A 26105-nucleotide genomic window follows, 5' to 3' on the forward strand; every position below is an offset into this window, starting at 1 on the left:
GTCCGGCGGCCGGTCAGCCGTTGCGTAGGACGCGGTAGCCGAGCGTGGGTGAGAGCCGCATGATCGTGCGTAGCAGCTTGGTCCTACCGACGTAGATCTCGTCGCCGCCGCGGCGCATGCCGTCGAGGACCGCAGCCGCCGCCTGACTGGCGCTGATCTTGCCGCGGCCACGCCCGTGCGTCATATCGGTGTCGACGAGGGCCATGACTGCATCGATCACCCGTACGTTCGGGGCTGCGTCCTGGCACTGGTAGCGAAGCGCACGGGTGAAGGTGCGCACACCCGCCTTGGTCGCGCAGTACACCGGTGCCGATTGTTTGGGTGCCAGTGCCAGCCCGGTGGAGACGTTCACGATCGCTGCGGAGGGCTGCCGGCGCAGGTGTGGCAAAAGGCCGGTGGACAGCGCAATGACGGCGTCGAGATTGACGGCGACCTCGCGACGCACGGCCGGCCGCAGGGAATGCGGGTCGGCGCCGAGGAAGTCGGTGAGTGTCTGCACGCCGGCATTGTTGATCACCACCGAGAGAGCGGGGTGTCGGTCGGTGACCTCGCCGATGAAGGCATCGACCGCGTCGGGATTTGCCAGGTCGACCGTCCAGGGGTGGACGCGGCCGCGGTGCTCGGCCTCCAGCGCGGCGAGCTGGCCGTAGTCGCGTCCGACAGCCACCACCTGTGCTCCACGTTCGACCAGTTGCCGAGTGAGCTCTCGGCCGATGCCCCTGGCGCCGCCTGTGACAAGGATCGTTCTGCCTGCGAGGTTCATCGCCCCGCCTCCTTTACTCGCGCCAATTGGTGGTCCCGGTTGCCGAGGTGAGGCTGGGAGGTCGGGCGGGCGAAGGCCGTCCGGTACGCTGCGGGCGTCATGGCGGTCCGGCGTCGGAACTCGCGGGTGAAGTGCGGTTGGTCGGCGTAGCCACAGGCGAAACCGACCACGCCGAGCGAGTGTCCGGCGTTCATCAAGAGGTCGGCGGCGGCCTCGGCGCGCGCGGCGGCGAGCAGCACGGCGAAGCCGCCCTCGGCCTGCAGCCGGCGTTGCAGGCTGCGTGGCGCCATGCCCAGCTCGGCGGCCAGGGTACCCAACGTCCAGCGGTGGGCGAGGTTGCCGGCGAGCAGACGCCGGGCCCGGGCTGCCACGTCGGTTCCGGTGAGCGGCCGATCCGCCCTTGCCGTCGGCGCAAGCGACGACCATGCCAAGTGCCAGACCGCGGTGGCGTGACCGGGCGGTGGGGCCGTGAAGACCCCGTCGGCGTACACGACCAGCACCGGGCGTGAATCGAGCGCGACCGTTACCCCGCGCGCACCGATCGCCGCCAGCAACGCAGTCAGCACGCCGAGGATCAGCGCGTCCTCGGCGGGCTCGGGCGGCGCTCCGGGCGGCCCGACGTGCTCGGCGACGAGGTGGGACGGGCCCGCCTCGCGCACCACGACCCGGTGGCGCGAGTGGGTGAAACGCTCCAGCCGGCCCCACCGCGCGAAGAGGTCGTCGGGGGTCCTGGCTGCCGCGAGCGCCAACAGGGCCGGATCCGGCGGCAGCCGCGGCAGGAACAGGCCCACGCGCAGCAGTGGCAGCAGTCCGTGGGCCTGCGCTACGCCGGCCAGGAGCCGGCGTTTGGCATCGAGCGGCATCAGCGCACCACCCGACGGGTACGCCGGGACCGCGATCGCCTCCTCGGCGAGCGCGCGCCGCACCGCTGCGATCAGGACCGCGCTCGCGAACTCGTCCACCGGCTCCTCGTCCCATCTCCCAAACTGTTTCGGGGAAGGCTATGCCGGCAGCGACCGGACGTCTTGAACAATGACGCCAGCCCTGCAACGCGAAGGTCCCCCCGGGGGGCCTCGACTGCGAATCCACAGACCGCAAAGATCGGGCCGCCGGCACGCCGCCTGGCTTACCAGCAGCCGAGTTGTGGAATCATCGGCGACGAGAACCTGATCTTGGTGGTCGGCGTCTGTATGGACGTGAGGCAAGACGAAGGGGAGTTGCTGCGGCGGATCGCGCGTGGCGACGGCGCGGCGTTCGACGAACTGTACCGCCGGACGTCTCCGTGGTTGCTCTTTCGTCTCCGCCGCCGCTGCGCGGACGACGACCTGATCGCTGATGTCATCCAGGAGACGTATCTCGCGGTGTGGCGGGCCGCCGACTCCTACGCGGGTATGAGTGCCGGTAGCGCGGTCGGCTGGCTGTGGTCGATCGCCGCGCGGCGGCTCGTCGACGGATTTCGGCGACGCGCGAGGGAATCCCAGGCGGTACCGCTGCCGCTGGCCCTGGAGGACTCGCCGGCGGCGGAGGACGTGGTGTTGGCCAGCGCGATCGGCGACGACATGGGTGATGCGCTGCGCCGGCTGGCACCGGAGCTGCGCCAGGTGCTGCACGCTCTGGTGTTGGACGGACTTTCGGTCCGGGAGACCGCGCTCATGCTCGGCCTTCCGGAGGGAACCGTGAAGACTCGCGCCCGTCGTGCGCGACTGGCACTGCGGGAGGCGTTGTCGTGAACGCACACATCCCGGTCCGGGCATTGGGCCGCTATGCCGCCGGTGATCCGGGCATCGCAGCGGACGTCCTGTGGGCGATGGAGACGCACCTGGAGCAGTGTGCCGACTGTCGGAGTCGGCTGGCGGACGCCAGCGACGGTGATTCGATGGCGCTGCTGGCCACCGTCTGGGTGAAGGTGGAAGCTGCGATGTCCGCCGCCGAGCCGGCGACTGTCCGGCGCCGGTGGATGCCTGCGCGGTCCGCCCGGTGGGTGACGCCGGTGCTCGTTCCCTGGCTCGTGACGACGGTGCTGGTGGTGCTGGTCGCACTCGGGTTCGACCTGGCGGTCGCCGGCCGGGGCGTGGCACCGCCGTCGCTGGTGGTGCTCCTGGCGCCGGTCGCGCCGCTCCTCGGGGTCGCCACCGCCTGGACCGGGCGGCTCGATCCGGCCCACGAACTGGTCGTCGCGACCGCCCGGGCCGGCCTCGGGATGGTGCTGCGACGAACCCTGGTCGTGCTCGTGGTGGTGATCCCGGTGCTGACGGTGGCCGGTTGGATGGTCGGCGCATCCCCGGCGCGCTGGTTGATGCCCTGCCTGGCGTTCACGGCGGGTGCGCTGGCGCTCGGCAAGGTGGTCGGTCTGCCGAGGGCGGCGTGGGGCCTGGCGTTGCTCTGGGCCACGGTGGTCGTCGGGCCGAGCATCGTCACCGCCCGGCTGCCGGTACTGCTGACCGAGGCCGCCCTGCCGGGCTGGGCGGCGCTGACCGTGATGGTGGCTCTCGTCCTCCTGCCTCGTCGCAGTGGTTACGCGGAGCTCCGATGAGAAGAAGGTACGGAATGAGGAAAGGGATCAGTGCCGCCCTCCTGGCGCCGACGACATACGCGTGGGCGATCCGGGCGGTGGAGCTTCGGGTGCGAGCGGGCAGACGCCTGGCCGTCGATGGCCTCGACCTCTCGATGGGCAACGGCGTGCACGGGCTGCTCGGGCCCAACGGAGCCGGCAAGACGACGCTGATGCGGGCGCTCGCGACCGTGTCGCGCCCGGCCGGCGGCGTGCTCGAACTACTCGGTCACCCCGTGCACGCACGATCCGACCTGCGGACGTTGCGCCGGTCGATCGGCTACCTTCCGCAGGAGTTCGGGTTCTACGGCCGGTTCACGGTGCGGGAGTTCGTCGAATACCTTGCCTGGCTGAAGGAGGTGCCGGCGCACGACATCCCGGACGCGGTGCAGCGTGCGTTGGAACGTGTGGGCCTGGCCGAGCGTGGCGACTCACGTCTGAAGACGCTGTCCGGTGGGATGGTACGGCGAGCCGGCATCGCGCAGGCGATCGTCAACGATCCGGAGATCCTGCTGCTGGACGAGCCCACGGTAGGTCTCGATCCCGAGCAGCGGCTGGCCTTCCGCTCGCTGCTGCGCGAGCTGGGCGAGCACACCTGTGTCGTCGTCTCCACCCACCTGGTGGAGGACGTGGTCGCTGCCTGCACGAACGTGGTGCTGATGGATGCCGGTCGGCTGGTGTTCCACGGTGGTCCGGCGGATCTGGTGGAGCTGGGCCGCGAGGGGGTGGGCGACAGTTCGGCCGAACGCGGGTACACCGAGCTGTTGCGCCGGCACCGCGCGGCGGGGGAGCACACCGCATGACCGGCCGGATCCTGCGCATCGAGATCCATCGGTCGGTGGCGCCCTGGACGGCCCTGGGCGCCGCGCTGGTCGGCGCCGCCCTGCTCTACGTCGCGCTGGACGGTTGGGGGGGACGCTGGATGCTGCTGGCGCTCTGGCAGCGGGAGTTTCTGTTCATCCTCTGGCCCATGGCGCTGGGCCTGGGCGCGTGGCAGGCCGGCCGCGACCGCCGCTGCCGCACCGAGGAACTGGTCGCGGCGACCGCCCGTCCGCGGTGGCAGCGGGTGCTGCCGGCAGCCACGGCGATGGCGCTCGCCGGGGCCGCCGGCTACGTCCTGATGTATCTCGGCGGCGCGGTCCAGGTCGCGGCGTATGCGAGCTATCTGCCGGGGCAGTCCATCGTGATAGCCGGTGTCGGTGTGCTGTGGATGGTGTCCGGCGTCTGGCTGGGCATGACCGTCGGGGCACTCGCCCCGTTCCGCCTGACCCCACCCGTCACCGCCATCGTCGGCGCCACCGTGGCGCTCGTCGCCATCACCGACCGGGGGTACGCCCACGTGCCGAAGATCGTTCATCTGCTGACGCCGTCACCGTTCGGGTTCTGGGGCGACTTCGTGACGGTGCTGGGCAGAGTCAGCGTCGCCCACACTGTCTGGCTGGTCGGCCTGGCAGCGAGCGCGCTCGCCGGCTTCCTCTGCGCCACCCGGACCGCCCGGATGGTGGCGGCCCTGCCCGCCGTGGTGGCGGCCGTGGTGGCCCTGGCGGTACTTCCCGACGGCCGGCAGCGGCTGCCGGTGCCCGATGCGGCGGCGGTCGCGCTGGTCTGCACCGCCGGACCGGGGCCCGAGGTGTGTGTCACCCGGGTTCACGCCAGCGCTCTGGCGGAGCTGCGGGATCCGGCGCGGCAGGCGCTCGCGACGATGTCGGCGAAGCTCCCGCAGGCACCGACCTCGGTCCACGAAACACCTGAATCCTGGTACGAGAACCAGCCGACACCGCGACCGGGCGATGTGCTGCTCGTGGAACTCGAGCTCGCGCCCTGGGGTGGCGTGAAGGGAACCCCCGACGAGTTGCGGTGGCGTCTCCTCGACGGGGCGGGCACCCGGCCGTGTGCGTACACCATCGGAAAACCCGACGCGGCCCGGGCGAACCGCGTCGCGCGGCTGGCCGCGGCCGCCTGGCTGGCCGACAGTGCGCCACCGGACGGCCCGGACGGCGACGCGGCACGCCAGGCGTGGCAGGCACTTCGCGCGTTCCCGGCGGCCGAGCAGCGGGACCGCGTGGCCGCGCTGCGGAGGGCGGCGCTTGCCTGCACCGAGGTGAATTTGCTCGACCTTCTGGTCGGTGACCACCCATGAGATGGCTCACGTTGTACCTGCGGTGCCGGGGCGTCCCGGCCGCCGCCGGGGCGGCGGCGGCCGGCGTACTCGTGTTGTGGGGGCTGGGCCAGACGGCCGAGGAGCCGCGACTCAGGCTCGCGGTCGCGTTGTTGTCGACGCTCGTCGCCGTCGTCGCGTTCGGTCCCGGGCTCGCCGGCGCCGATCCCGCGTTGGAGCGGACGGCGTCCCTGCCGTGGCCGCCGCGCCGCGCCGCGCACATCCTGGCGGTGATGGCCACCGCGACGCTCATCGCCGCGGTGCCGGCGCTGACCGGTGAACCGCTGGCGACGGCGGCGCTGATGATCAGGAACACCACCGGGCTCGGTGGGCTCCTCGCCGTCGGTGCAGTCTGGGGTGCGCAGTGGGCCTGGCTTCTCCCGGTCGGGTGGACACTCGTGGTGATCCTGTCCGGGCCGGCGAGCGGGCACCTGTATCAGGAGATCCTGACCTGGATGCTGCAGCCGGCCGCCACCGCCTCGGCCGCTGCCTGCGCCGCGACCATCGCCGTCGTCGGCGTGGTCACCCACGCCGTTCTCGGGGGCCGCCGGTGAGCACCCGTCCCGGCGGATCACCGAATCGCCCCGGCCCGACCCGGAGCACGGCCGTCACTGTTCCGACCGAGGGTGTCTGCCGTCGCGGGCGGCGCTTTCTCGGCCAACTGAGCGTGGCAGACGGACAGCAGTTGCCGCAGTCGGGTCAGTCGGGCGATGTGCTCGTCGATGATCTCCAGCCGGCGGCGGAACATTTCGCTCGCCTGTGGCAGCCGGATGTGGTCGGGCACGGTGTGTTCGGGCAGAGTGTCGCCGTCGAGCAGATGAAGATGGGCGCTGAGCGTGGCGATGTCGTCGACGGTCAGGCCGAGCGACAGCAACTCGCGGATGATCTTCACTCGGCCCACGTCGGCATTGCTGTAGGTCCGTTGCCCGGTGCGGGTGCGTATCGGTGGCGCCAGCAGTCCCCGCTGTTCGTAGAAGCGTAACGCCCGCGGTGTGGTTCCCGCTGCCGCTGCGGCGTCACCGATACGCATCGTGCCTCCCGAGTGTCAGAGCGCTACGAGGACGGCGCCGACATGCCGTCCCTCGACGACCTCCTGGAACGCTCGGGCGGCGCGGTCGATTCCATGGATGCGGGTATGCGGAAACCGGATGCTGCCAGCCTGTAGCCAGTCGCCGAACCGCTGCGTCCATTCGGCGAGCGCGTCGGGGTGGTCGGCGGCGTTGAACCCGCGCATGCTGATTCGCTTGAGCACGATGGGCGCGAGGTCCAGTTCCAGCGGTGCGGTCGTGCCAGCGCCCTCGGCGGCGAGTTGCGCCGACAACGCGCCGATCAGCACGATGCGGGCGTGGGGCCGGGCGGCTTGCACCGCAGCCTGAAGTTGTTCGCCGCCGACGGTGTCGAGCGCCACGTCGATGCCGTCGGGGGCGGCGGCGGCGAGTTGCGTGGTGATCGGTTCCGCTCCGCGTACGACGACCGCATCGTAGCCGAGTTCGGTGGTCAGGAGGCGGGCCTTCGCCGGTGAGCCGGTGGTACCGATGACTCTGGCCGCGCCGAGACGACGGGCGATCTGGCCGGCGAGGGAACCGACGGCACCGGCGGCGCCGGTGATGAGCACCGTGTCGCCGGCACGAACGGCGGCGGTGCGGGTCAGCGCCGCGTACGCGGTCCAGCCCTGCGACAGGTGAGCCAGCGGATCCGGTAGCGAGTCTCCGAGCCGACGGCACTGATCGACCGGGACGACCGCGTACTCGCGCCAGCCGAGGTCGTGCCCGACCAACTCGCCCGGACGCAGGCCGCTGGAGTCAGGGGCGGCGACGACCTCGCCGATCGCGGCGCCGGGCAGCGGATCGCCTGGTCGCGGACCGGGCAGTCCCGCCGCGGCCGCGCCGATGAGGGTCCGGAGCAGGGCCGCGGAGACCAGGAAGGCACGGTTGCGGACCAGAACCTCGCCGGACGAGCGGGGTGGCACCGGGACCTCAACGAGGGTGAAGTCTTCCGGGCGCGGCAGGCCGTCCGGAGTCGTGAGCAACTGAACCTGACGATGGGTGGAAGGCAGTGAAGGCACGTGACGCTCCTTGCTCGGTCGGTGGAGCGCGACCGTAAACCCTGACCCATGCGTCAGCTGCAAGTCTCAAGGGCACACCCACATGACTGGTACAGCAGGCTGTACTTTCTGGGCCGCGGCACGCCGGAGCCGACCTTGCGTCGCTATGGTCTCTGCCGGGAGGTACGGGATGCCGCGCAGGGACGCCGCTGGCGCTTCGGCCGCTGTGGGACGACTGGGCCCGCAGCTCTGGCGGGCGGCGCGGCGACACCTGCGTCGCCGCCTACGAATGTCTGTCGACGCCGTCGAACACCTCGTCGGCGGCCTCGGCACGTCGATCCTGGCGCTGGCGGCCGTACTGCTCCTGGTCCTGGTGGCGCTCGCCAGCGTGGTCGGCGTCGGCCTGGCGATGGTCCCGTCGGTGGCGAAGGCGGTCCGGCTCGCCGCCAACCGGGAGCGGGCCCGGCTGTCGCGATGGGACCGCGATCTGCCCCTGCCGCCGGCGGTCCCCACCAGCCTGCGCGACGTCCTGCGCGATCCGTGGTTTCGGCGTGAGTGCGCGTTCGTGGGCATCCACGGCACCGTCGGGTTCGGGCTGGGTGTGCTCGGGCTGTCGCTGCCGATCTCCGCCGTGCAGAACCTGCTCTTCCCGCTCTACTACTGGGTGCTGCCGCCGGAGGCGGGCGGCCCGGGTTTCATCGACTGGCGGATCGACGGGCTCCCCGACGCGCTGCTGGTGGGGCTGATCGGGGTCGGCTGGCTCGCCGCGACCGTGGCGCTCAACCCGCCGCTGGCCGGGCTGCAGGCGCTGCCGGGGCGACGGTTGCTGGCACCCCCGCGCGACGTCGACATGTCGCTGCGGATCGCCGAGCTGACCGCCACCCGGGCGGCTGCGCTGGACGCGCACGCCGTCGAGCTGCGGCGCATCGAGCGGTCCCTGCACGACGGGGCGCAGAACCGGCTGGTCGCGGTCACCGTGCTGCTGGGTGCCGCGCGGCGGGCGATGCTCCGGGATCCGGCGCGGGCGGTGGAGATCCTGGACCGCGCGCACGACTCGGCCGAACTGGCCCTCGCGGAGCTGCGCAGCGTCGTACGCGGGATTCTGCCCCCGGTGCTCGACGACCGTGGGCTCGCCGCCGCGCTCGACGGACTGGCCGCCGGCTGCGGGGTGCCGTGCACGGTGGAGGTCGACGTCCCGGGCCGATGCGCCGCGTCGGTCGAGGCGACGGCGTATTTCGTGGTCGCGGAGGCGTTGACAAACGTCGCCCGGCACAGTGGTGCCGCCTCGGCGGCGGTCACCGTGCGGCGCAGTATCGACCGGCTGTACGTGTCGGTCGTCGACGACGGCCGGGGCGGTGCCGACGAGGGCCACGGCTCGGGCATCGGCGGCATCCGGCGGCGGGTGCAGGGCCACGACGGCCGGTTCACTCTGACCAGCCCACCCGGTGGGCCGACGACCCTACTCGTGGAGCTGCCATGCGGATCGTGATCGCCGAGGACGACGCCCTGCTGCGGGAAGGTCTGTCGCTGTTGCTGCGGGCCGAGGGGCTCGACGTGGTCGCCACCACCGACTCACCGACGACCTTCCTGGCCGCCGTCGACGAGTTCCGGCCGGACGTCGCGATCGTCGACGTCCGGATGCCGCCCACCCACACCGACGAGGGCATCGTGGCCGCCGTCGAGGCCCGGCGTCGTCGACCCGACCTCGCGGTGCTGGTCCTGTCGGCGTACGTCGAGCAGGCATTCGCCACCGACCTGCTCGCCGGCGGCGCGGTCCGGCTCGGCTACCTGCTGAAGGAGCGGGTCGGCCGGGTCGAGGAGTTCCTCACCGCACTGCACCGGGTCGCCGAAGGCGGTACGGCGATCGACCCGGAGGTGGTCGGCCAGTTGTTCGCCCGCAGTCGTCCCGACAGCACCCTGAGCCGGCTCAGCGCCCGGGAACGCGACGTGCTTGCCCTGATGGCTGAAGGGCTCGGCAACGGGGCGATCGCGCAACGGCTGTTCGTCACCGACGGGGCCGTGCACAAGCACATCCGCAGCATCTTCGCCAAGCTCGGTCTCGCCCCGGACGACCGCGCCGACCGGCGGGTGACGGCGGTGCTGCGCTACCTCGAGGACGCCCAGCGCCGCAGTTGGTGAAGCCGGCGACGCGCGATTGGTACAGCCTGCTGTACCCCGGTTGGCCAGCACGCTAGATCGTCCGGCAACCCATCTGACCATAGCGTTCTCCATGTCATCGTCCTCTGACGACATGGAGAGGTTGGTCCAGATGTCCGTCCGCGTTGGACGCCCCGCCGACCCGGCGGTCCGCGTGATACAGCTCGCCCGTACGTATGGTTCCGGACCGCAGGCCGTCACCGCGCTCGCCGGCGTCGACGCGGAGTTCCACCGCGGCACGTTCACGGCGGTGATGGGGCCGTCCGGTTCCGGCAAGAGCACCCTGCTGCAGACCGCAGCCGGCCTGGACCGGCCCTCCTCCGGGCAGGTGTGGATCGGCGGCCAGGATCTGTCGCGGCTGTCGGAGACGAAGCTGACCAAGCTGCGGCGCAGCCGGATCGGCTTCGTCTTCCAGGCGTTCAACCTGATCGGCGCGCTGACCGTCGAGGAGAACATCCACCTGCCGCTGCGGCTGTCCGGGGTACGCCCGGACGCCGCCTGGCTGCGCCAGGTGGTCGAGCGGGTCGGGCTCGGCGACCGGTTGCACCACCGCCCGGCCGAGTTGTCCGGCGGGCAGCAGCAGCGGGTGGCGATCGCCCGGGCGCTCGCGATGCGTCCCGAGGTGATCTTCTGTGACGAGCCGACCGGCGCGCTGGACACCCAGACCGCCGCCGACGTGCTGGCCCTGCTGCGGTCGGTGGTCGACGACGCGCAGCAGACGGTGATCATGGTGACCCACGATCCGGTGGCGGCCTCGTACGCCGACCGGGTGATGGTCCTGGCCGACGGTCGGATCGTGCGGGACATGCCCCAGCCGGGTGCGGAGCAGATCGCCGAGCAGTTGGCGTGGCTCGGTCGCCGCCAGCTCGTCACCCAGGAGAGCTGAGCCATGCTGATGCTCGCCCTCCGGATGCTGCGCCACCGCATCGGCAGCGCGGTCGCCACCCTCGTCGCGCTCACCTGCGGCGTCATCATCCTCATGTCGATGGGCGTGATGGTCGAGTCCGGGATGCGGTTCACCCCCGCACCCCAGCGGTACGGCGCCGCCGACATCCTGGTCGCGGATCGCGACATGACCATCGAGACCACCGAGTTCGGGGAGACGTCCGCGGTCACCGTGGACCTGCCCACCGGCGGAAGCGTGCCGGTCACCCTCGCCGAACGCATCGGGCAGCTGCCCGGCGTGGCGGTCGCCGCCGCCGACCGTTCGATCCAGGCGGTCGTGCCGATCGACGACTCCGCACAGGGGGCGGTCGCGCACGGTTGGAGCAGCGCCGCGCTCACCCCGTACCGGATCGTCGACGGCAACCAGCCGGACACCACCGAGGAAGTCGCCATCGACGGCCGGCTCGCCTCGGCAGCCGGCGCCCAGCTGCGGCCCGGCGACCAGATCACGGTCCTCGCCGCCGGCTCGGTCAACCAGTACCGGATCAGCGGCATCGTGGACCGTACCGCCGCCGGTGACACCCCGTCCGCGCTGTTCTTCACCGACGAACACGCCGCGGCGCTCAGTGGCAGCCCGGACCGGGCCGGACTGATCGGGATCGTCCTGGCCGCCGGCGCGGACTCGGCGGCCGTGACGGCCGAGGTCGACCGGCTGGCCGCCGACTCCGGCGCGACGGTCTACACGGGCACCGAACGGGCCGGAGTCGAACAGTCCGAGGCGCTCATGGCGGCCGACATGCTGATCCAACTCGGTTCGGTACTCGGTGGCTACGTCGCCGGGCTCGTCCTGTTCGTCGTCGCCGGAACGATCGGCCTGGCGGTCCGCCACCGCCGCCGCGACCTGGCCCTGTTGCGCGCTGTCGCGGCGACCCCGGGACAGGTACGGCTGCTGGTCGTCGCCGAGGTCGCGCAGCTGGCCATCGTCGCGGCGGCGATCGGCATCCCCGCCGGCCTGTGGGCGACCGACTGGGTGCACCGACAGCTCATGGACCGCGGCTTCATCCCCCACGGCTTCCCGTTCGACGGCGGGGTGCTCACCGCGGTGGCGGTCAGCGTGGCGACCGTGCTGGTGGCGGTCTCGGCGGCGCTGATCGCGGCCCGTCGCACGCTGCGGATCCGGCCGACCGAGGCGCTCGGTGAGATCGCCGTGGAGCCGGCCCGCAGCAGTCTCCTCCGGCTCTTCGCCGGTCTGATCGCACTCGGCGGCGGCGTCACGTTGACCATGTTCACCACCGCCCTCCGTGGCCAGGCCGGACTCGGCGCGGCGCTGGGCATGCTGTTCGTCTTCGTCCTCGCCGCCGCACTGCTCGCGCCGTGGATCAACCGGTACGCCGCACAGGTACTCGGCCCGGTGCTGCGCGCTGTGTGGGGCGACAGTGGATACCTGGCGGCGGCCAACCTGCGGGCGAACGCGCAGGGTATGGCGACCGTGCTGACCGCGCTGGTGCTGTCGGTCGGCTTCGGCGGCTCGATCTGGTTCCTGCAGGACAACCTGGACCGGGAGGCCGTCGCCCAGACCCGCGACGGGCTGCTGGCCCAGCACTCGCTGGTGTCGGCGGTCGGGCTGCCGGCGAGCGCCGCAGCGGACGCCCGCGAGCTGCCCGGCGTCGTCGCCGCCACACCGATCCGGCGTACCTCGGTGATCGTGCCGGTGATGGGGGGCGTCGAACCTGTCGGTGCCCAGGCGATCGACCCGGACGGGGCCGACCAGACCATGGACCTGTCGGTCACCGAGGGCAGCCTCGCCGACCTGCGTGGCGACACCGTGGCGCTGTCGAACCTGCAGGCTTCCACCCAGGGGGCGGAACTCGGCGACCAGGTCGAGATCTGGCTCGGCGACGGTACCCCGGTGACGCTGCGGCTGGTCGCCATCTACGAACGCGGGCTCGCCTTCGGGGACGTGACCCTCAACCGGGAGACGGTCGACGGCCACGCCCCGACCAACCTCGACGACGAGGTTCTGATCCGCACCGCACCGGGCGACGCCGAGGCCGTCGCCGGGCTTGCCGGCCTGGTCGAGCGGTACCCGGGCAGCGGCCTGGTCGACACCGGGGCCGTCGGCGCCCAGCTCGCCACCGACCTGGCGCTCAGCGCCTGGATGAACAAGCTGGTCATCGGCGTCATGGTCGGCTACGCCGCCCTCGCTGCCGCCAACACCATGATCATGGCCGCGCTGACCCGGGGCCGTGAACTGGCCCTACTGCGCCTGGTCGGTGTCACGACCCGTCAGGTCAAGCGGATGGTGCACGCCGAACAGGTCGGCCTGCTCGGCACGTCGCTGCTCATCGGTGGTGCCATCGCCGCCGTCACGTTGGTCTCGGTGGTCCGGATGATGACCGGACAGCTGATCCCCTACGTCCCGCCGCTCGGCTGGGTCTCGATCATCGGCGGTACCACGCTGCTCGCGCTGGTCACCACCATCGCTCCCATCAGCGCACTCCTGCGGATCCCGCCGGTCAACAGCATCGGCGTCAAGGAGTGACCGTCAGCCAGTCCACCGCAGGCTTCGACGAATCGTCGTCGGCTCCGTGGATCGGCGCACAGGGCGCCCGATCCGAACACTCACCAGGAGATTCCATGTCACCGCAACACACGGACAGGTCCGGTAAGGCGATCAACAACGACGATGGCGCCGCGACGCCGCGTAAACGGTTCGGCGCCGGCCGTCGCACCGCCGCCGCACTGGCGCTCGTCGCGCTGGTCGCGTCCGCCGGCATCGGCATCCAGTACGCCGACGCCGCGCAGGCCCAGCGCCCGAAGAAGGACACCGTCCAACGTAGCCTGGACGCGCTGGTCAAGGCCGGCGTCGCGCCCGGGGCGCTGGCCTCGGTACGGGACAGCAAGGGTCGCGTCACCAACTACACCGCCGGCGTCAACGACCCGCGTACCCGGGCGAAGGTGCCCACCGACGGGTACGTACGGATGGCGAGCAACACCAAGATGTTCACCGCCGTCGCCGTCCTGCAGCTCGTCGACGAGGGCAAGGTGCAGCTCGACGAGCCGATCGAGATGTACCTGCCGGGGCTGGTCCGCGGCAAGGGCTTCGACGGACACACCATCACGGTCCGGCACCTGCTGAGCATGACCAGCGGGCTGCCCGAGTACGACCTGCCGGACGTCTCCGTGTGGGGCAACAGGTACTACGAGCCGCGCGACATGCTCGACTCGGCGTTCGCCCGCGAGGCGCACGCTCCGGCCCCCGGCGGGCAGGTGCAGTACCGCAACGCCAACTACATCGTGGCCGGTCTGCTGGTGCAGAAGGTCACCGGTCGCCCGATCAGCGAGGTGATCACCAACAAGATCCTGAAGCCGGTCGGGCTGCACGAGACGTACTGGCCGGGTGTCGGTGACAAGACCATCCGCCGGCCGTACGCCAAGGGCTACCTGCCTGACCCGGAGACGATGAAGTGGGTCGACACCACTCAGGTGGACCCCTCCATCGCCTGGGCGGCCGGCCAGATGATCTCCACCCCGAGCGACCTCAACAAGTTCCTGGTGGCGCTGCAGTACGGGAAGCTGATCTCGCCGGCGACCCTGGCCGAGATGCGCGACAGCAAGGTCTTCCACCCCGGTGGCGAGGCTTTCCCGGACCTGGTGTGGCAGTACGGCCTCGGCGCCACCGGGTACGACCTCTCCTGCGGCGGTCGCGCCTGGGGGCACGGCGGCGACATCGACGGATACTCCAGCCGTTCCGCCATCACCGCCGACGGTCGCGCCGTGACCATCGTGGTGACGGCCGGATCGAGCCCGGTCCCCGACGGCGTCTTCCAGGTCCTGGACGCGTTCGACGCCGCCCTGTGCGCCGGCAGGTAGCCGTCGCCGGTCAACTGACCCGATCCCTTCGCCCGACCCGCCACCGACGGGGCGACCCGCCTCGCCGGACCGCCGCCTGGACACCGCCTCGGCTCGACCGAGGACTTCGACACGGGCCTAGCCGGAACGCCTGGCGCACCCGGGCCGGGCGGCGGTCCGGCCGCCATCCGTACCCAGTCCAAGGAGCAGCCTGCCATGCCCACTCACCCCACTCGACTCCGCCGGCCCACCCGGTCGCGTCGCCGGGTCGTCGCCATGGCGACGACCGCGGTGATCGCGGCGGGCGGTCTCACGGCCGCCGGCCCGGCCGGCACCGCCTGGGCCGAGACCCGTCCCGACGCCATCGGGCAACGCATCGAGAAGCTCGTCGGTACCGATCGGCACCCGGGGGCGCTGGCCGCCGTCCGGGACCGTCGCGGCCGGAACCAGCACTACTCGGCCGGGCTCGCCGATCTGCGCACCGGCGCCAGGGTGCCGAAGAACGGCCGGGTACGCATCGGCAGCGCCAGCAAGATGTTCGCCTCCGTCGTCGTGTTGCAGCTCGTCGGTGAAGGCACACTGGATCTCGACGAGTCGGTCGAGACGTACCTGCCGGGTCTAATGCGCAGCCCTGGTGTGGACGCCGACGCGATCACGGTCCGCCAACTGTTGCAGCACACCAGCGGGCTGCCCGACTACACCGACACGATGTTCCCGGAAATGATCGACATCCCGCGGTACCAGCACACCTACTTCGAGCCGCGGGACCTGCTCGACATGGCCAACGCCAGGGCAGGCCGGCCGGCCGGCGACTGGGCCTACAGCAACACCAACTACCTGCTGGCCGGCCTGATCGCCCAACGGGTCACCGGCCGGCCGTTCAACGAGCTGGTCACCACCCGGGTCATCGAGCGGATCGGCCTGCGCGACACCTACACGCCCGGGGTCGGTGAGGAAGGTATCCGCGGCCGGCATCCCAAGGGTTACCAGCTCGACGAAGCCACCGGCGAACTGCTCGACTTCACCCGGATGGACCCGAGCTGGGGATGGGCCGCCGGCCAACTGGTCTCGACTCCGGCCGACCTCAACACGTTCCTGCGGGCCCTGCTGACCGGCAAACTGCTCAAACCCGCGCAGCTGGCCGAGATGCGGACCACCGTCGCGCTGCATCCGCGATCGGGAGTGGGGTACGGGCTCGGTCTCTTCCGCACCCCGTTGAGTTGCGGCGGGGTGGCATGGGGCCACGGCGGTGACATCCCCGGTTACTCGACCGTCAACGGCGCCACCGACGACGGTCGCGCGGCGACGCTTGTGGTCACCTCGCTCAACGGGTCGGTCACGGACGGCTCCCTCGCCGCCGACCGGGCCGCCCTCGTCGACGCCGCGCTCTGCGCGAAGTGACCGGCATGGCAGGAGTACGACTCTCAGCATCGCCCGATCAGCAGTAGGCCATGCTCATGGGAAGTACCGCAGGACCGGGGTTGCCGGTCAACGCCGGCTGAACTTCTCAGGCGTAGCCGACACTGCGCGACATGGGCGGGTCAGGTGTTGGTCGATGTCAGTACCCTGCCGACATGTGTCGGTTCGCCCGCAACCGCGTCAGAGGCCACACGGTGCAGGGTTTGCCACCCGCCGCGTACGGCGGCTTTGTGCTGGTTTTCGGGGTGGTCCTCATGGTGATGGGGGCCGAGCGAAGCTACGCGTTCGTCGCCGGGGTGCCAGGGCACGTCGCGGTCAGTGATTGCCACTTCGAGTCTGACGGTAAGCGGGACGGTTGGGCGTGTTCGGGTCCCTTCACCGCAGACGACGGCAGCGTCCGCATCGACCGGGTACACATCCGCCCCTTGCGCTACGACCGGCCCAACGGCGCGATCAGGGCCAAGGTGGCGCGGCCGGGCGCCACCTTGGCCTGGGAGCCGGACCCCTGGTTGCTGCTGCCAGCCGGCGGAGGTCTGGTCCTTTTCATGCTCAGCGCCTTCGGTCTGTGGTCGACGCTGCGCCCCGACCGGGGCGGCCCGGAGTTCGCCACCCCCTGACAGGCGGTGGCTCCGGTGGGGAACACGTGCACCCGCCACTGCGTCGACGCCCGCAGCTCTACGGACAGCTCCTCAAGTCGACGTACCGTTGCCGCCAGGTCCACGTCCCGTTACCGGAGGGCGCCTCATGACGCTCAGGCACCCGCGACACGCTTGGCGACCAGGCGGTTGCCGAGCACGAGGTGGTCGATCTCGGTGCTCAGGAAGCAGTTCAGCGCGTCGGTCGGGCTGCACACGATCGGTTCGCCGGCCACGTTGAAGGACGTGTTGATCAGGCACGGCACGTCGGTAAGCGTGGTGAACCGCTGCAGCAGCGCCGCCAGCCTTGGGGTCTGCTCGGTGGTGACGGTCTGCACCCGGGAGGTGCCGTCGACGTGCACAGCACCTGGGATGACCTCCCGGAACTCCGGCCGGACCGGGAAGACGAAGGTCATGTAGGGCGACCGGATCTTCCGGCCCATCTCGAAGACTCTCGGCGCGTCGTGCTCCATCACCAGCGGCGCGAACGGCCGGAACGGCTCCCGGTGCTTGACCCGCTTGTTGATGATGTCTTTGATGTCGGGGAAGTTCGGGTTCGCCAGGATGCTGCGGTGCCCGAGGGCCCGGGGCCCGTGCTCGATCCGGCCCTCGAACCAGCCGATCACGACCTTGCCGGTGAGCAGCTGGGCCACCTGGTCGACGACCTCGTCATCGGTCAGCCGGGCGGTCCACTCCACCCGGTCGGCGAACTCACCGAGCGCCCGCTCGACCTCGACATCGTCGTACTCCGGACCGAGGTAAGGGGTGACCGACGGCGCGTACTTCACCTCGGCGGTGTTGGCCGGGTGGTTGACCCACGCGAACACCGTCGCGCCGATGGCCACACCGGTGTCACTGGCGCCGAAGCTCACCGAGACGTCGGAGAACCGCGAGCCCTCCAGCAGCTCGGTGTTGTTGACGCAGTTGAGCGCCACCCCACCCTCGACCAGCAGGTGATCCAGGTCGGTCCGGGTCTCCAGCGCCGCCACCTGGTGCCGGGTCACCACGGTCACCATCTCCTGGACCGCCGCCGCGACCCGGGACTGGTACTCGATGGTGGCCTCCGCTGGACCGAAGTGCTTCTCGATCAGGGGCTCGAACTGCCGCGGGTTCTCCAGGTCGTTGGGCAGGACCATGGTGTACCGCCCGCCCTCGTGCAGTTCGACGAAGTGCTCCAGGAACGGGTTGGGAGACGGCGGCTCGCCGAACCCGGCCAGGCCCATCACCTTGTATTCATCGTTGTTGGGCACGAATCCCAAGAACCGCGTGACGCAGGAGTAGAGATTGCCCAGCGAGTCATTTGCCGTCACGAACGAGTCCTCGAAGACCCGGATCCGGCCGTCCCGGATCTCCCCGGTCAGCGACGACAGCAGCTCGGCCCGGCCGTCGCTGATCAGGAATGCCGCGTCCTTGACCCCCGCCATGTAGTACCCCGTCATCGCGTGGGCGAAGTGGTGCGGGACGAATACCACCTTCGCAGGGTCCGGGGTGAAACCGGTACGAGCGGCGAAGTCGGCCAGGATCGCGTCGTGTCCCAGCACCGTGGCGAACACCATGCCGATATGGTTGAGACGAACCAGCTTCTCCATCGGCGGCATCGGGATCGATGCCAGTTCGCCCAGCGTGCTGTCGAAGACCTTGGCGTCGAAGTTCCACGGGATCGCGATCAGGTCGACGTCACCGAAATCGATCCCCGCATGATCCAGGACCCAGCGGATCGAGTTGATCGGGAAGTCTGAGGTCTTCTTCTGCCGATTGAGGCGCTCCTCCTCAACCGCGGCGACCAGCTCGCCGTCCACGAGCAGCGCCGCGCCGGCGTCGTGCCCGAGCAGGTAATGCTTCTCGGTGCCAACTGCGCCATAGTGTTCGGCAAACATCTCCGCACTGCGGGAAAAACCGTTGCACCCCAGAATGATCATCAGCTGGCATCCTTTACTCTGGCGTCACGCTGCGGTTTCGGCTGCGTTGCGATTAGATCTCCCTATCGGAAGCTATCCGGGTGCCGATCACCGGGCAAGGTGCGTAACACACCAGTGGGCATGCATTCCTCACGGCTGTATTCCGTTTCTGGCTTGAACGGTTCGCCCTTGGCTAGGCGGTAACGAGACCTCCGACGAAGCGGGTCTTGGACGCGCATCGGTTGGCCGGTGCTGTGGATCAGGGCTGGGACGCCACGGTGAGCTTTGCGATGTCTGGGGCATAGACGGTCATCCAGTGCGGATGCAGCCGGTAGTAGACCACGTCGTTGTCCCAGTCGAAGAGGTCTTCGCCGTAGAAGTCCTTCAAGTACGCGAGCACGTCCGGCCAGTCCGCGGCGTGGTCGCCGTTGCGGGGGTTGAGGATCTCCACCTTGCCGTGCGTGAAGACGCCGAGGTCCTCACCGCGCATATGTGCGGCGCTGACGGCGGGCCGCGCCGCGAGGTGGCGCGCCTTGGCGGCGTCGGGCGCCGTGCCGAAGTACCACTTGCCTCGCAGGAAGTGCCCGTCCACGCCGCTGATCCGCGGCTCACCCTTCGCCGTCACGCTGGCCAGAGCGAGGGTGCACATGCCGGTGAGGACCTGGGTGAGCTGCTCTGCGTTCAGTGTGCGCGCGGTGTTGATGATCGAGCGGAGGTGGGAGGTGGAGCCGGCGAGGGAGGCGTCAAGGAGGGCTTGGAGCTTTTCGAGATCTTCTGGGGTTTCGCGCATGGAGGTCCTTGTCTTTCCCTATCTATCTGTGCCGAGGTCCGTGCCTGTCACCGGCGCCGACCGATGAACCCATGCTCCACCCAAAACCTGACACCTTGCGTCATATTTCTTCAACCCGGCTTGCGGACACCAGCTGGCCGCACGGCAGCCGGCGCGACATGAATGGCTCCCGGCTGGCGACGCGCACGCTCTGCGGCTGGAAGAGGACGGGCTCACGTTCGCCCGACGCGATCGTCATAATCGGCCTCGTGAGAGAGGCGCTGTTCGCGTTGGCAGGTACTGCCTTGGGTATCGTCGGCACTCTGCTCACCGACCTGTGGCGGGCCAGAAAGGCCGACATCCGCGAGCGGCGCGAGCGGCTGCGCAATGCGTGCGTCGACTTCACTGCGGCCCTCGTCCGCCTGCGGCAGGCATTCTGGGGGCGAGGCTACGATGCGGAGGGCCGCCGTACGACGATGCGGGAAGCCCACGACGAGGCCCGGGTTCAGTTCGAGCGGTTGAGGTTGAGCACGACCTCGCTCCAGGTGCAAGAGGAAGCCCGGTACGCATTGCGGTACGGCTACGGACTCCTGCGCCAGCTCGAAGGGCTGCCGCCGCGGGAGGACGAGGTCGAGCCGTCGGCGCTGGATCAGCTCGAAGACCACCTGGTCCGGCTGTTCGTGGAGGTCCGTCAGGAACTCGGGGTCCCACGCCCCCACCACGTACTGTCCGAACGCGCCTTCTTCGAGAAGATCTCCCCGACCGCAGCCGTCGATTGATCGACAATCGCCGGAGTCCCAACCACACTCCGAGGACGTGCCACACCGACCGACTTTTCCTCGTGTTGGCGAACGGACACTCACTCCGAAGCCCCGCATGGCCGTCACCACCACGGGCACGAGCGGACGGCGGCATGACAGCGCATGTGACCCTGGGGCAGCAGTACCGAGTAGCGCCGCGCCCGGCGGACCGCACGGCACCGTCGATTCTGGCAGGATCCGTCGGATGCGCAGACTGCTGGTGTTCCTTCTCGTGATGGCTGTTGCCGGCTGCGGCGACGGTGACGCGACCGGGACGGGAGCCACCGAACAGTTCACCCAGGGCGGCGTCAGCATGGAGCCGACGGTCAAGGCCGGCCAGGTTGTCACCGCACAGACAGTAACCGGCACCTATGAGGCACGGCGCGGCGATGTCGTCCTGCTCCGTTCCCCCGGCGGTCTCTGGGGTGACCGTAAGGCGCCGCTGCTCAAACGCGTCGTCGCGGTCGGCGGCGAAACCATCGCCTGCTGCGATACCTCAGGCAAGGTGACGGTCGACGGTAAGCCACTGGCCGAGCCCTATGTGAGTGAGGACGCGTCGCTCGACGAGCCGCCGAACCCGAACTACTGCGGGCCGCGCCGGTTCGCCGCGGTCACCGTGCCGGCCGACTCCGTCTTCGTCATGGGCGACAGCCGCGCCCGGTCGAACGACTCCCGGTGTGCCGGGCCGGTGCCGGTGTCGTCGGTCTTCGCCGTAATGGTCGACTGACCAGGGCGCACCTGACACTTGCCACGGACGCGCCCGAGATGGCCGACGCTGAGCGATCGGACGGCGGCATGAGCGCACAACTGCTCTTGACGCATCGTAAGGAGCCCCGGGCCTGACCTGAGGTTCTGATCTGTGGCAGATCGGTAGCTGTGACCGGCCACCGCAACCCCAAGGTGGAGCATGGCGAGAGGCAGGATTTCCCAGGTTAGGCTCGACGCGGTTCCTGACTTCGGGGAGTTGCCGATGCGCGTCACCGCCTGGCTCCGATCACCGTCCATCCGCAGGCGCCTGTCCATCGCCGCCGTGCTGGTCGGCTGTTTCGTCTGGGCGATCGTCATCGTTGGGCTATCGTTCGCGATGGTGGAGCGCGGCAGCGGACAATGGTGGGTGATCCCGATTTTCGGCGCGTTCGTGCTGGCGATTGCGGTGCTGGCCGTCAGCTGGGTTCCTGCGGCACCGTCTCGGGCCCACGCGGCACCAGCAGGTCTGTCCGTACTCGTCGCCGCCCAGGGTCCGCCGCCGGTTGCCGTGCAGCGCAAGCCCGCCGAGACGCTCAGCTCGCGCGAACTGGAGGTGCTGCACCACCTGGCGGCCGGCCACACGAACGCGGAGATCGCCAAGATGCTCTTCGTCGCGCCCGGCACGGTGAAGGCGCACCTCAACCACATCTTCCGCAAGCTCGAGGCGGCGAGCCGTCTGCAGGCCGTTGCCCACGCCCGCGAGGCCGGTCTGCTCGACTAAACCCCTTTTAAACCGCCGGTAGACCGTTCGGCAGATGCCTTACCCGGCGGTCCCTCCTAGCGTCCCGGGGCATGAAGCAGCGTGCTGATCGGATCGCGTCGTTCGCCCTCGTCGTGGCGTTTACGGTCGTGGTGCAAGGTTTGTCCCTGATGGAGTTCCTCCCACTGCCGATCGCACTGCTGATCGGAGCCGGATGGGCGGTCCTCATCTGCATTCCCATCGCGATCGCGGCGAACGTCCCCACCGAACTCGTCATCATCCCGGTTCTGCTGGTCCTCGGATGGCGTCCCGGCAGCCGCCGGATCCTCTTCGTCACGGCGGCCGCGCTCTACTTCGTTCACCGGATCTGGACCTACCTCGTGTTCGCCCCCGACCGCCTGGACTTCGCCGCGGCAGAGCGGTCCACCGCCGTGTTGACCGCGGCGGAGAAGGACCAGTTCACCGCAGCGCTGCATGTCGACGACCCCCGGTGGATCAACAACCTGTTGATCTTCGCGGTCCTCCTACTTTCGGCGTTCTTCTCCCGGCTACGGGAGGTCAACAGCCCCACCGTTGCCGCGCCCACCGCCCGCGGCTGACTCGGCTCCGTGGGCCCAACGCACTGACATCGGCCACGTCCGGACGCTGGGTGGCCTCGGGAGCAGTCACCGCCCGTGGCACGCGGTCGGCGGTAGATCTGCGTGCTATCCGCCGCGTGTGGAAAGGTCCTCACCGCTGATCACGGTGCAGTCGAACATCTCGCCGAGGACGGCCCGCTGGTGCTCAGCCAGCGGGTTCGCGAACACCACCACCTGAACCTGCCTCGCCCGACAGGCATCGGCGACTTCGCGGGTCTTGCCCCCGCTCACCAACGTCCGCCGCGAGAACGGAGCAGAACAGGCCCACGAGTAACACCTCGGCACCCGGCAGCACTCGCGCTGACTCCGTCCGGCGTTGGGTCACGCAGCGATCATGCCAACGCCGGCCGCTTGGCGCACTCATCAGCACGAGCGCGCACACCCCGCCCACGCCGCAGAGGTTCAAATCAAGTTAGGGGCGTGTGGTGGATGCTGAGGCGAGGCGGGCGTTGAGCGTGCTCGCTGCACGGTGGGCGGCGTCGGCGAAGTCATCTCCGGCTGACGCGTACAGGATGTCGCGGGAGGAGTTGACGATCAGACCGAACGTCGCGCCAGCCGTGCCGCCGCTCAGGCACGCGTCGATGTCGCCGCCCTGTGCACCGATCCCGAGAAGGAGGATCGGCATCTCCCCGACGGCAGTGCGGATGCGAGCGAGCTTGGCAGGATCGTTCGCACCCGCGGTGACCGCACAATTGGCGTGGACATTCCACTTCTCCGCGACCGTTCGGCAGACGTGCTCGAACAGCGTCGAACCGTCCGCGAGAGCGAGGTCCTGGAACTCGGTCGCCCCAGGATCGGAGTTGGCGCCCATGACGATGGCACCCTTCTCCGAGCGGCGGAGGAATGGTTTGAGCGAGGCTCCACCGAAGTACGGGTGAACTGTCACGACGTCGGCGCCCCATGTGTCGAACACCGCGGTCGCGTAATACTCGTTGGTGTTTGCGATATCGCCGCGTTTCGCGTCCACGATGACGAGGACACTCGGGTGCCGATCCTTGATGTAGGCGATCACCCGCTCCATGGCCACGATCCCGTCGGCACCGAGCGCTTCGAAGAATGCGCTGTTCAGTTTGAACGCGGCAGCGTAGTCGTGGGTAGCGTCAACGATCTCACGACAGAAGTCAGCGGTGCGACGCGCGTCACTGCCCCGGATGACCGACGGCAGCCGAACTGGATCGGGATCGAGCCCGACGCACACGAGCCGTCCCGCAGCCCACCGACTGCGCACCATCTCGTAGAAACCCATCGAGCCCTCCAGCGACCAGGCTACCGACAGCGGCCCTGAACCTGACCGACCTCAGGCCCAGCAGGTTCATGTAACCCCGCCGCGAGTCGAAGCAGTGTCCACCGGACGCCGCGGCACGCTTGCCGGTCGGTGGTCCCGCAGCCTGCGTCGCCTTGAGCGTCGACTGATCGGACGCGCTCTTCTGCTCGTCGCGCGTTCGTGTCGCCCGCCCCGGGTGATGCGGACGATCTGCTCGCGGACGCACTCCGCGTCGGGGTGACCGAGCTCGTCAAGGATGCGCAGGGCCCGCTGCCAGGTCTGCACGGCACCCGCCCGGTCGCCCGACGAGCGTCGGCTGGCACCGAGCCGGATCAGGCTCTCCGCTTCGTCGTACCGGTCACCGATCTGCACGAACAGGCGCAGCGCCCGGTGGTAACACCGGACCGCTCGACGGTGGCGACCGAGACGGTCGTGGATGAAGCCGAGGCTGTCCCAGGTGTTCGCCTCGCCGTGCCGGTCGTCGGTCTGGCGCAGCAGCACCAATGCCCGCCGGCAGTGTTCGAGCGCCGGCCCGTACTGGCCGAGTTGCGCGTACGCCCAACCGATCCCGTTCTGCGCGCTGGCCTCCCCGGACAGGTGGCCGACGATCCGATACAGATCCGCGGCGCGTTGCGCGTGGTACAGGACCTCGGTGTGCCGACCGAGCCGGTCCAGCATTGCGCAGAACGCCCGATGGGTACGCGCCTGCCCGGCGTGGTCGTCGAGTTCACCGAAGAGCTTCAGCGCTGCGCGGTAGTGACTCTCCGCCCTTTCCTGCTCGCCTGTGCGGGCCAGCACCCGGGCGAGGTCGCGGTGGGCGCTGGCGTGCCCGGACGGGTCGTTCGATCGCCGAGCCGCGGCCAAGGCGGTCTGCTGCACGTCGACCAGGTCGAACCAGTGGCCCCGGCGTTGCAGGAAGTCGACCAGGGTGCGGGCCAGCCGCCACGCGTGCCCCTCGAACCCGATCCGCGCTGCCTGGGCGACTGCCGCGAGGAGGACGCGATGCTCGGCGGTGAACCAGGCCAGCGCGTGGCGGTGGTCGCTGATCGCCTCGGGCACCACCCCGGGTGGGGTAGCGGCCAAGGGGATCGGATCCCAGCTGGGCTGCAACCGCAGCGCGGCGTTGTGTGCCGAGTGCAGGTAGTGGTCGAGGCCGCGTTGGATCGCCGCGCGGTGGGTCTCGGGTGTCTCGGTGTTCTCGATGAGCTCGGCTGCGTACTCACGTAACAGGTCGTGGGTGCCGAACCTGCCCGGCGCGTGTTCGGTGACGAGGTGGGCGTTGGCCAGTTCCGTCAGCAGCCGGTGCACCTGATCGCGGGGCAGCCCAGCCAGGCTGGCGGCGGCGGGTATCCCGATTTCGGGACCGCAGTGACAACCGAGGAGCCGGAACAGTCGCGCGGCGGGCGGGGTGAGGCTCTGGTACGACCAGGAGAAGACCGCCTGCACGTCGGTGACGACGTCGCAGGCGTCGAACGCGTCGCGTAGGCACTGCGTCTGCCGCAGTTCGGCGGCGAGGGTGGCCAGGGGAAACCCCGGGTGTGCCAGTCCTCGGGCGGCGACCACGGCCAGCGCGAGCGGCAACCGCGCGCACCGCTCGATCATGTCGTCGACGGCCCGTGGTTCGACCGTCAACCGGTCGACACCGAGGCGCCGGGCCAGCAGCTGGCGTGACTCCTCGACGGTGAGCAGGTCAACGGTTATCGGTCGGGTTCCCTCGGCGGCAACCAGACCGCTGAGACGGTTGCGGCTGGTCACCAACGCCAGGCAGCCCGGGCTGCCGGGCAGCAGGGGGCGCACCTGGTCGGCGTCGTGGGCGTTGTCCAGCACCACCAGCATCCGCCGGCCGGCGAGAAGGCTTCGGTACAGCCCCACCTGTGCGGACAGTTGGGCGGGGATGCGCTCGGGTGGCACGTCGAGGGCCTCAAGGAACCCCCGGACCGCCTCGGCGGGCGTCGTCATCGGGCCGGCGGGATCGAATCCCCGGAGGTTGACGTAGAGCTGTCCGTCCGGGTACCGCTCGGCGACCCGGTGCGCCCAGTACACCGCAAGGGTCGTCTTACCGACCCCTGCGGTGCCGGAGAGCACGACGCTCGTCGCGGCGGGTTCACCGGCGCCACCTGCGTCCGGGACGGCAGACCCGTTGCCGACACCGCCGGCGGCGTCGAGTTGGGCGAGTTGCGCGGTACGGCCGACGAAGCTGGCCAGGGCCGGTGGTAGCTGGTGCGGGACGACGGTCGATCTCCGCACGGCACCTGCTGCCGGAGTGCTCGCCTGGGCCACCGGGACTTCGGTTTCCTCCTGCCGGTCGGCCGGATTCGGCGGCCGCCGACCTTCCTCGACCCGGTCACGCGCGGTGGCCAGCGCTCCCTGCTCGGCGCCAGTGGCGCCGAGCAGACCGGTCAGGATGTCGAAGCGCTCGGTGGAGGGCAGCACGTTTCCCGCGAAGTACTCCCCGATGACGCCGCGCGACCAGCCGGTCTTCGCCGCCAACTGCCGGTACGTCAAGGGGGTGTCGCCCTGCTGCCGGGCATGTCGGCGCCGCAGCTGGCGCAGCAGCCCGGCCAGATCGTGCACCGTCCGCACCTCGGCGGCCTCGCGCACGATGGCGAGTGCGGAACGGGATCCCTCAGACATACGGTCGATCGCCGGTCGGGCGTCGGGACGTACGGACATGCGGCCTCCGCGTGCTGGCCGCCCGGCGGTGGGCGCTGGTATCCGGGAGCGTAATCAACCCGGTTGATCACCGAGAGCAGATCGACCGATATCCGTCAATGCACCCAGACTTCGGGAAGGCGCTTGCTTGCGGCGCGTCCGTCCACGGTGGT

25 protein-coding genes are annotated in these 26105 nt (G+C 70.1%); 16 read left to right on the top strand and 9 right to left on the bottom strand.

Annotation, left to right across the window (positions count from 1 at the left end):
- Nucleotides 1–13 precede the first annotated feature (13 nt).
- Nucleotides 14–763, bottom strand: a complete 750-nt coding sequence (locus O7624_RS27235) for an SDR family NAD(P)-dependent oxidoreductase (protein WP_282237827.1) — start codon at nt 761–763, stop codon at nt 14–16.
- Nucleotides 760–1725 (bottom strand): AraC family transcriptional regulator, encoded by a 966-nt coding sequence (locus O7624_RS27240; protein WP_282237828.1) that lies wholly within the window; start codon nt 1723–1725, stop codon nt 760–762. Before O7624_RS27240 ends, O7624_RS27235 begins: the two co-directional genes overlap by 4 nt.
- Before the next feature lie 228 nt (nt 1726–1953).
- Between O7624_RS27240 and O7624_RS27245 the strand changes: the two genes are divergently transcribed.
- From O7624_RS27245 to O7624_RS27265, 5 genes are read left to right on the top strand one after another with little or no spacing between them, the layout of a single operon-like run.
- Nucleotides 1954–2493, top strand: coding sequence for an RNA polymerase sigma factor (locus tag O7624_RS27245; protein WP_282237829.1), 540 nt, complete (start codon nt 1954–1956; stop codon nt 2491–2493).
- Nucleotides 2490–3296, top strand: a complete 807-nt coding sequence (locus O7624_RS27250) for a zf-HC2 domain-containing protein (RefSeq protein WP_282237830.1) — start codon at nt 2490–2492, stop codon at nt 3294–3296. Before O7624_RS27245 ends, O7624_RS27250 begins: the two co-directional genes overlap by 4 nt.
- 14 nt (nt 3297–3310) lie before the next feature.
- Nucleotides 3311–4117 carry an ABC transporter ATP-binding protein gene (locus O7624_RS27255; protein WP_282237831.1) on the top strand — a complete coding sequence of 269 codons (807 nt, stop codon included), beginning with the start codon at nt 3311–3313 and terminating at the stop codon, nt 4115–4117.
- Entirely contained in the window at nt 4114–5454 is a 1341-nt protein-coding gene (locus tag O7624_RS27260; protein WP_282237832.1) for a hypothetical protein, read from the top strand. The genes O7624_RS27255 and O7624_RS27260 overlap by 4 nt, the downstream gene beginning before the upstream one ends.
- On the top strand, nt 5451–6026 hold the full coding sequence (locus O7624_RS27265) for a hypothetical protein (RefSeq protein ID WP_282237833.1): 576 nt from the start codon (nt 5451–5453) through the stop codon (nt 6024–6026). Before O7624_RS27260 ends, O7624_RS27265 begins: the two co-directional genes overlap by 4 nt.
- Nucleotides 6027–6043: 17 nt before the next feature.
- On the opposite strand, the gene O7624_RS27270 is transcribed toward O7624_RS27265, so the two are convergent.
- Nucleotides 6044–6502: a MerR family transcriptional regulator gene (locus tag O7624_RS27270; RefSeq protein WP_282237834.1), complete on the bottom strand. Its 459-nt coding sequence runs from the start codon at nt 6500–6502 to the stop codon at nt 6044–6046.
- 15 nt (nt 6503–6517) lie between these two features.
- On the bottom strand, nt 6518–7537 hold the full coding sequence (locus O7624_RS27275) for an NADP-dependent oxidoreductase (RefSeq protein WP_282237835.1): 1020 nt from the start codon (nt 7535–7537) through the stop codon (nt 6518–6520).
- Nucleotides 7538–7706: 169 nt separating this feature from the next.
- Here O7624_RS27275 and O7624_RS27280 point away from each other — a divergent pair, with 169 nt between their 5' ends.
- The 7 genes from O7624_RS27280 (at nt 7707) to O7624_RS27310 (ending at nt 16446) form a co-directional block, all read left to right on the top strand.
- Nucleotides 7707–9005: a sensor domain-containing protein gene (locus O7624_RS27280; RefSeq protein ID WP_282237836.1), complete on the top strand. Its 1299-nt coding sequence runs from the start codon at nt 7707–7709 to the stop codon at nt 9003–9005.
- Nucleotides 8993–9655, top strand: coding sequence for a response regulator transcription factor (locus O7624_RS27285; RefSeq protein ID WP_282237837.1), 663 nt, complete (start codon nt 8993–8995; stop codon nt 9653–9655). Before O7624_RS27280 ends, O7624_RS27285 begins: the two co-directional genes overlap by 13 nt.
- A gap of 130 nt (nt 9656–9785) precedes the next feature.
- Nucleotides 9786–10559, top strand: a complete 774-nt coding sequence (locus tag O7624_RS27290; RefSeq protein WP_164449663.1) for an ABC transporter ATP-binding protein — start codon at nt 9786–9788, stop codon at nt 10557–10559.
- 3 nt (nt 10560–10562) lie between these two features.
- Nucleotides 10563–13100: an ABC transporter permease gene (locus O7624_RS27295; protein ID WP_282237838.1), complete on the top strand. Its 2538-nt coding sequence runs from the start codon at nt 10563–10565 to the stop codon at nt 13098–13100.
- A gap of 95 nt (nt 13101–13195) precedes the next feature.
- Nucleotides 13196–14431 (top strand): serine hydrolase domain-containing protein, encoded by a 1236-nt coding sequence (locus O7624_RS27300; protein ID WP_282237839.1) that lies wholly within the window; start codon nt 13196–13198, stop codon nt 14429–14431.
- Between the two features lie 195 nt (nt 14432–14626).
- Nucleotides 14627–15811 carry a serine hydrolase domain-containing protein gene (locus O7624_RS27305; protein WP_282237840.1) on the top strand — a complete coding sequence of 395 codons (1185 nt, stop codon included), beginning with the start codon at nt 14627–14629 and terminating at the stop codon, nt 15809–15811.
- A gap of 173 nt (nt 15812–15984) precedes the next feature.
- A complete protein-coding gene (locus O7624_RS27310) occupies nt 15985–16446 on the top strand; it encodes a hypothetical protein (protein WP_282237841.1) in 462 nt (153 codons plus the stop codon).
- 134 nt (nt 16447–16580) lie between these two features.
- Here the strand turns inward: O7624_RS27310 and O7624_RS27315 are convergent, their stop codons facing one another.
- The gene (locus O7624_RS27315; protein ID WP_282237842.1) at nt 16581–18383 is read right to left on the bottom strand and encodes a carbamoyltransferase C-terminal domain-containing protein; all 1803 of its coding nucleotides are present in this window, start codon (nt 18381–18383) and stop codon (nt 16581–16583) included.
- Between the two features lie 238 nt (nt 18384–18621).
- A complete protein-coding gene (locus tag O7624_RS27320) occupies nt 18622–19152 on the bottom strand; it encodes a pyridoxamine 5'-phosphate oxidase family protein (protein WP_282237843.1) in 531 nt (176 codons plus the stop codon).
- 248 nt (nt 19153–19400) lie between these two features.
- Here O7624_RS27320 and O7624_RS27325 point away from each other — a divergent pair, with 248 nt between their 5' ends.
- The 4 genes from O7624_RS27325 to O7624_RS27340 all read left to right on the top strand — a co-directional run bounded on the left by O7624_RS27325 (nt 19401) and on the right by O7624_RS27340 (nt 21977).
- Nucleotides 19401–19910, top strand: coding sequence for a hypothetical protein (locus O7624_RS27325; protein WP_139233254.1), 510 nt, complete (start codon nt 19401–19403; stop codon nt 19908–19910).
- A gap of 97 nt (nt 19911–20007) precedes the next feature.
- Nucleotides 20008–20658: a signal peptidase I gene (gene lepB / locus O7624_RS27330; protein ID WP_282237844.1), complete on the top strand. Its 651-nt coding sequence runs from the start codon at nt 20008–20010 to the stop codon at nt 20656–20658.
- Nucleotides 20659–20901: 243 nt separating this feature from the next.
- Nucleotides 20902–21399: a response regulator transcription factor gene (locus O7624_RS27335; protein ID WP_282237845.1), complete on the top strand. Its 498-nt coding sequence runs from the start codon at nt 20902–20904 to the stop codon at nt 21397–21399.
- 71 nt (nt 21400–21470) lie between these two features.
- Nucleotides 21471–21977: a hypothetical protein gene (locus O7624_RS27340; RefSeq protein ID WP_282237846.1), complete on the top strand. Its 507-nt coding sequence runs from the start codon at nt 21471–21473 to the stop codon at nt 21975–21977.
- A 105-nt stretch (nt 21978–22082) separates the two neighbouring features.
- On the opposite strand, the gene O7624_RS27345 is transcribed toward O7624_RS27340, so the two are convergent.
- The 3 genes from O7624_RS27345 to O7624_RS27355 form a co-directional block, all read right to left on the bottom strand.
- A complete protein-coding gene (locus tag O7624_RS27345; protein WP_282237847.1) occupies nt 22083–22301 on the bottom strand; it encodes a hypothetical protein in 219 nt (72 codons plus the stop codon).
- A gap of 127 nt (nt 22302–22428) precedes the next feature.
- Nucleotides 22429–23262, bottom strand: a complete 834-nt coding sequence (pyrF, locus tag O7624_RS27350; RefSeq protein ID WP_282237848.1) for an orotidine-5'-phosphate decarboxylase — start codon at nt 23260–23262, stop codon at nt 22429–22431.
- Between the two features lie 66 nt (nt 23263–23328).
- On the bottom strand, nt 23329–25914 hold the full coding sequence (locus tag O7624_RS27355) for a helix-turn-helix domain-containing protein (RefSeq protein WP_282237849.1): 2586 nt from the start codon (nt 25912–25914) through the stop codon (nt 23329–23331).
- Between the last annotated feature and the right edge of the window lie 191 nt (nt 25915–26105).

Origin of the sequence: Verrucosispora sp. WMMD1129 (genome assembly GCF_029581255.1) — a bacterium.
GTDB classification, from domain to species: Bacteria; Actinomycetota; Actinomycetes; order Mycobacteriales; family Micromonosporaceae; genus Micromonospora; species Micromonospora sediminimaris.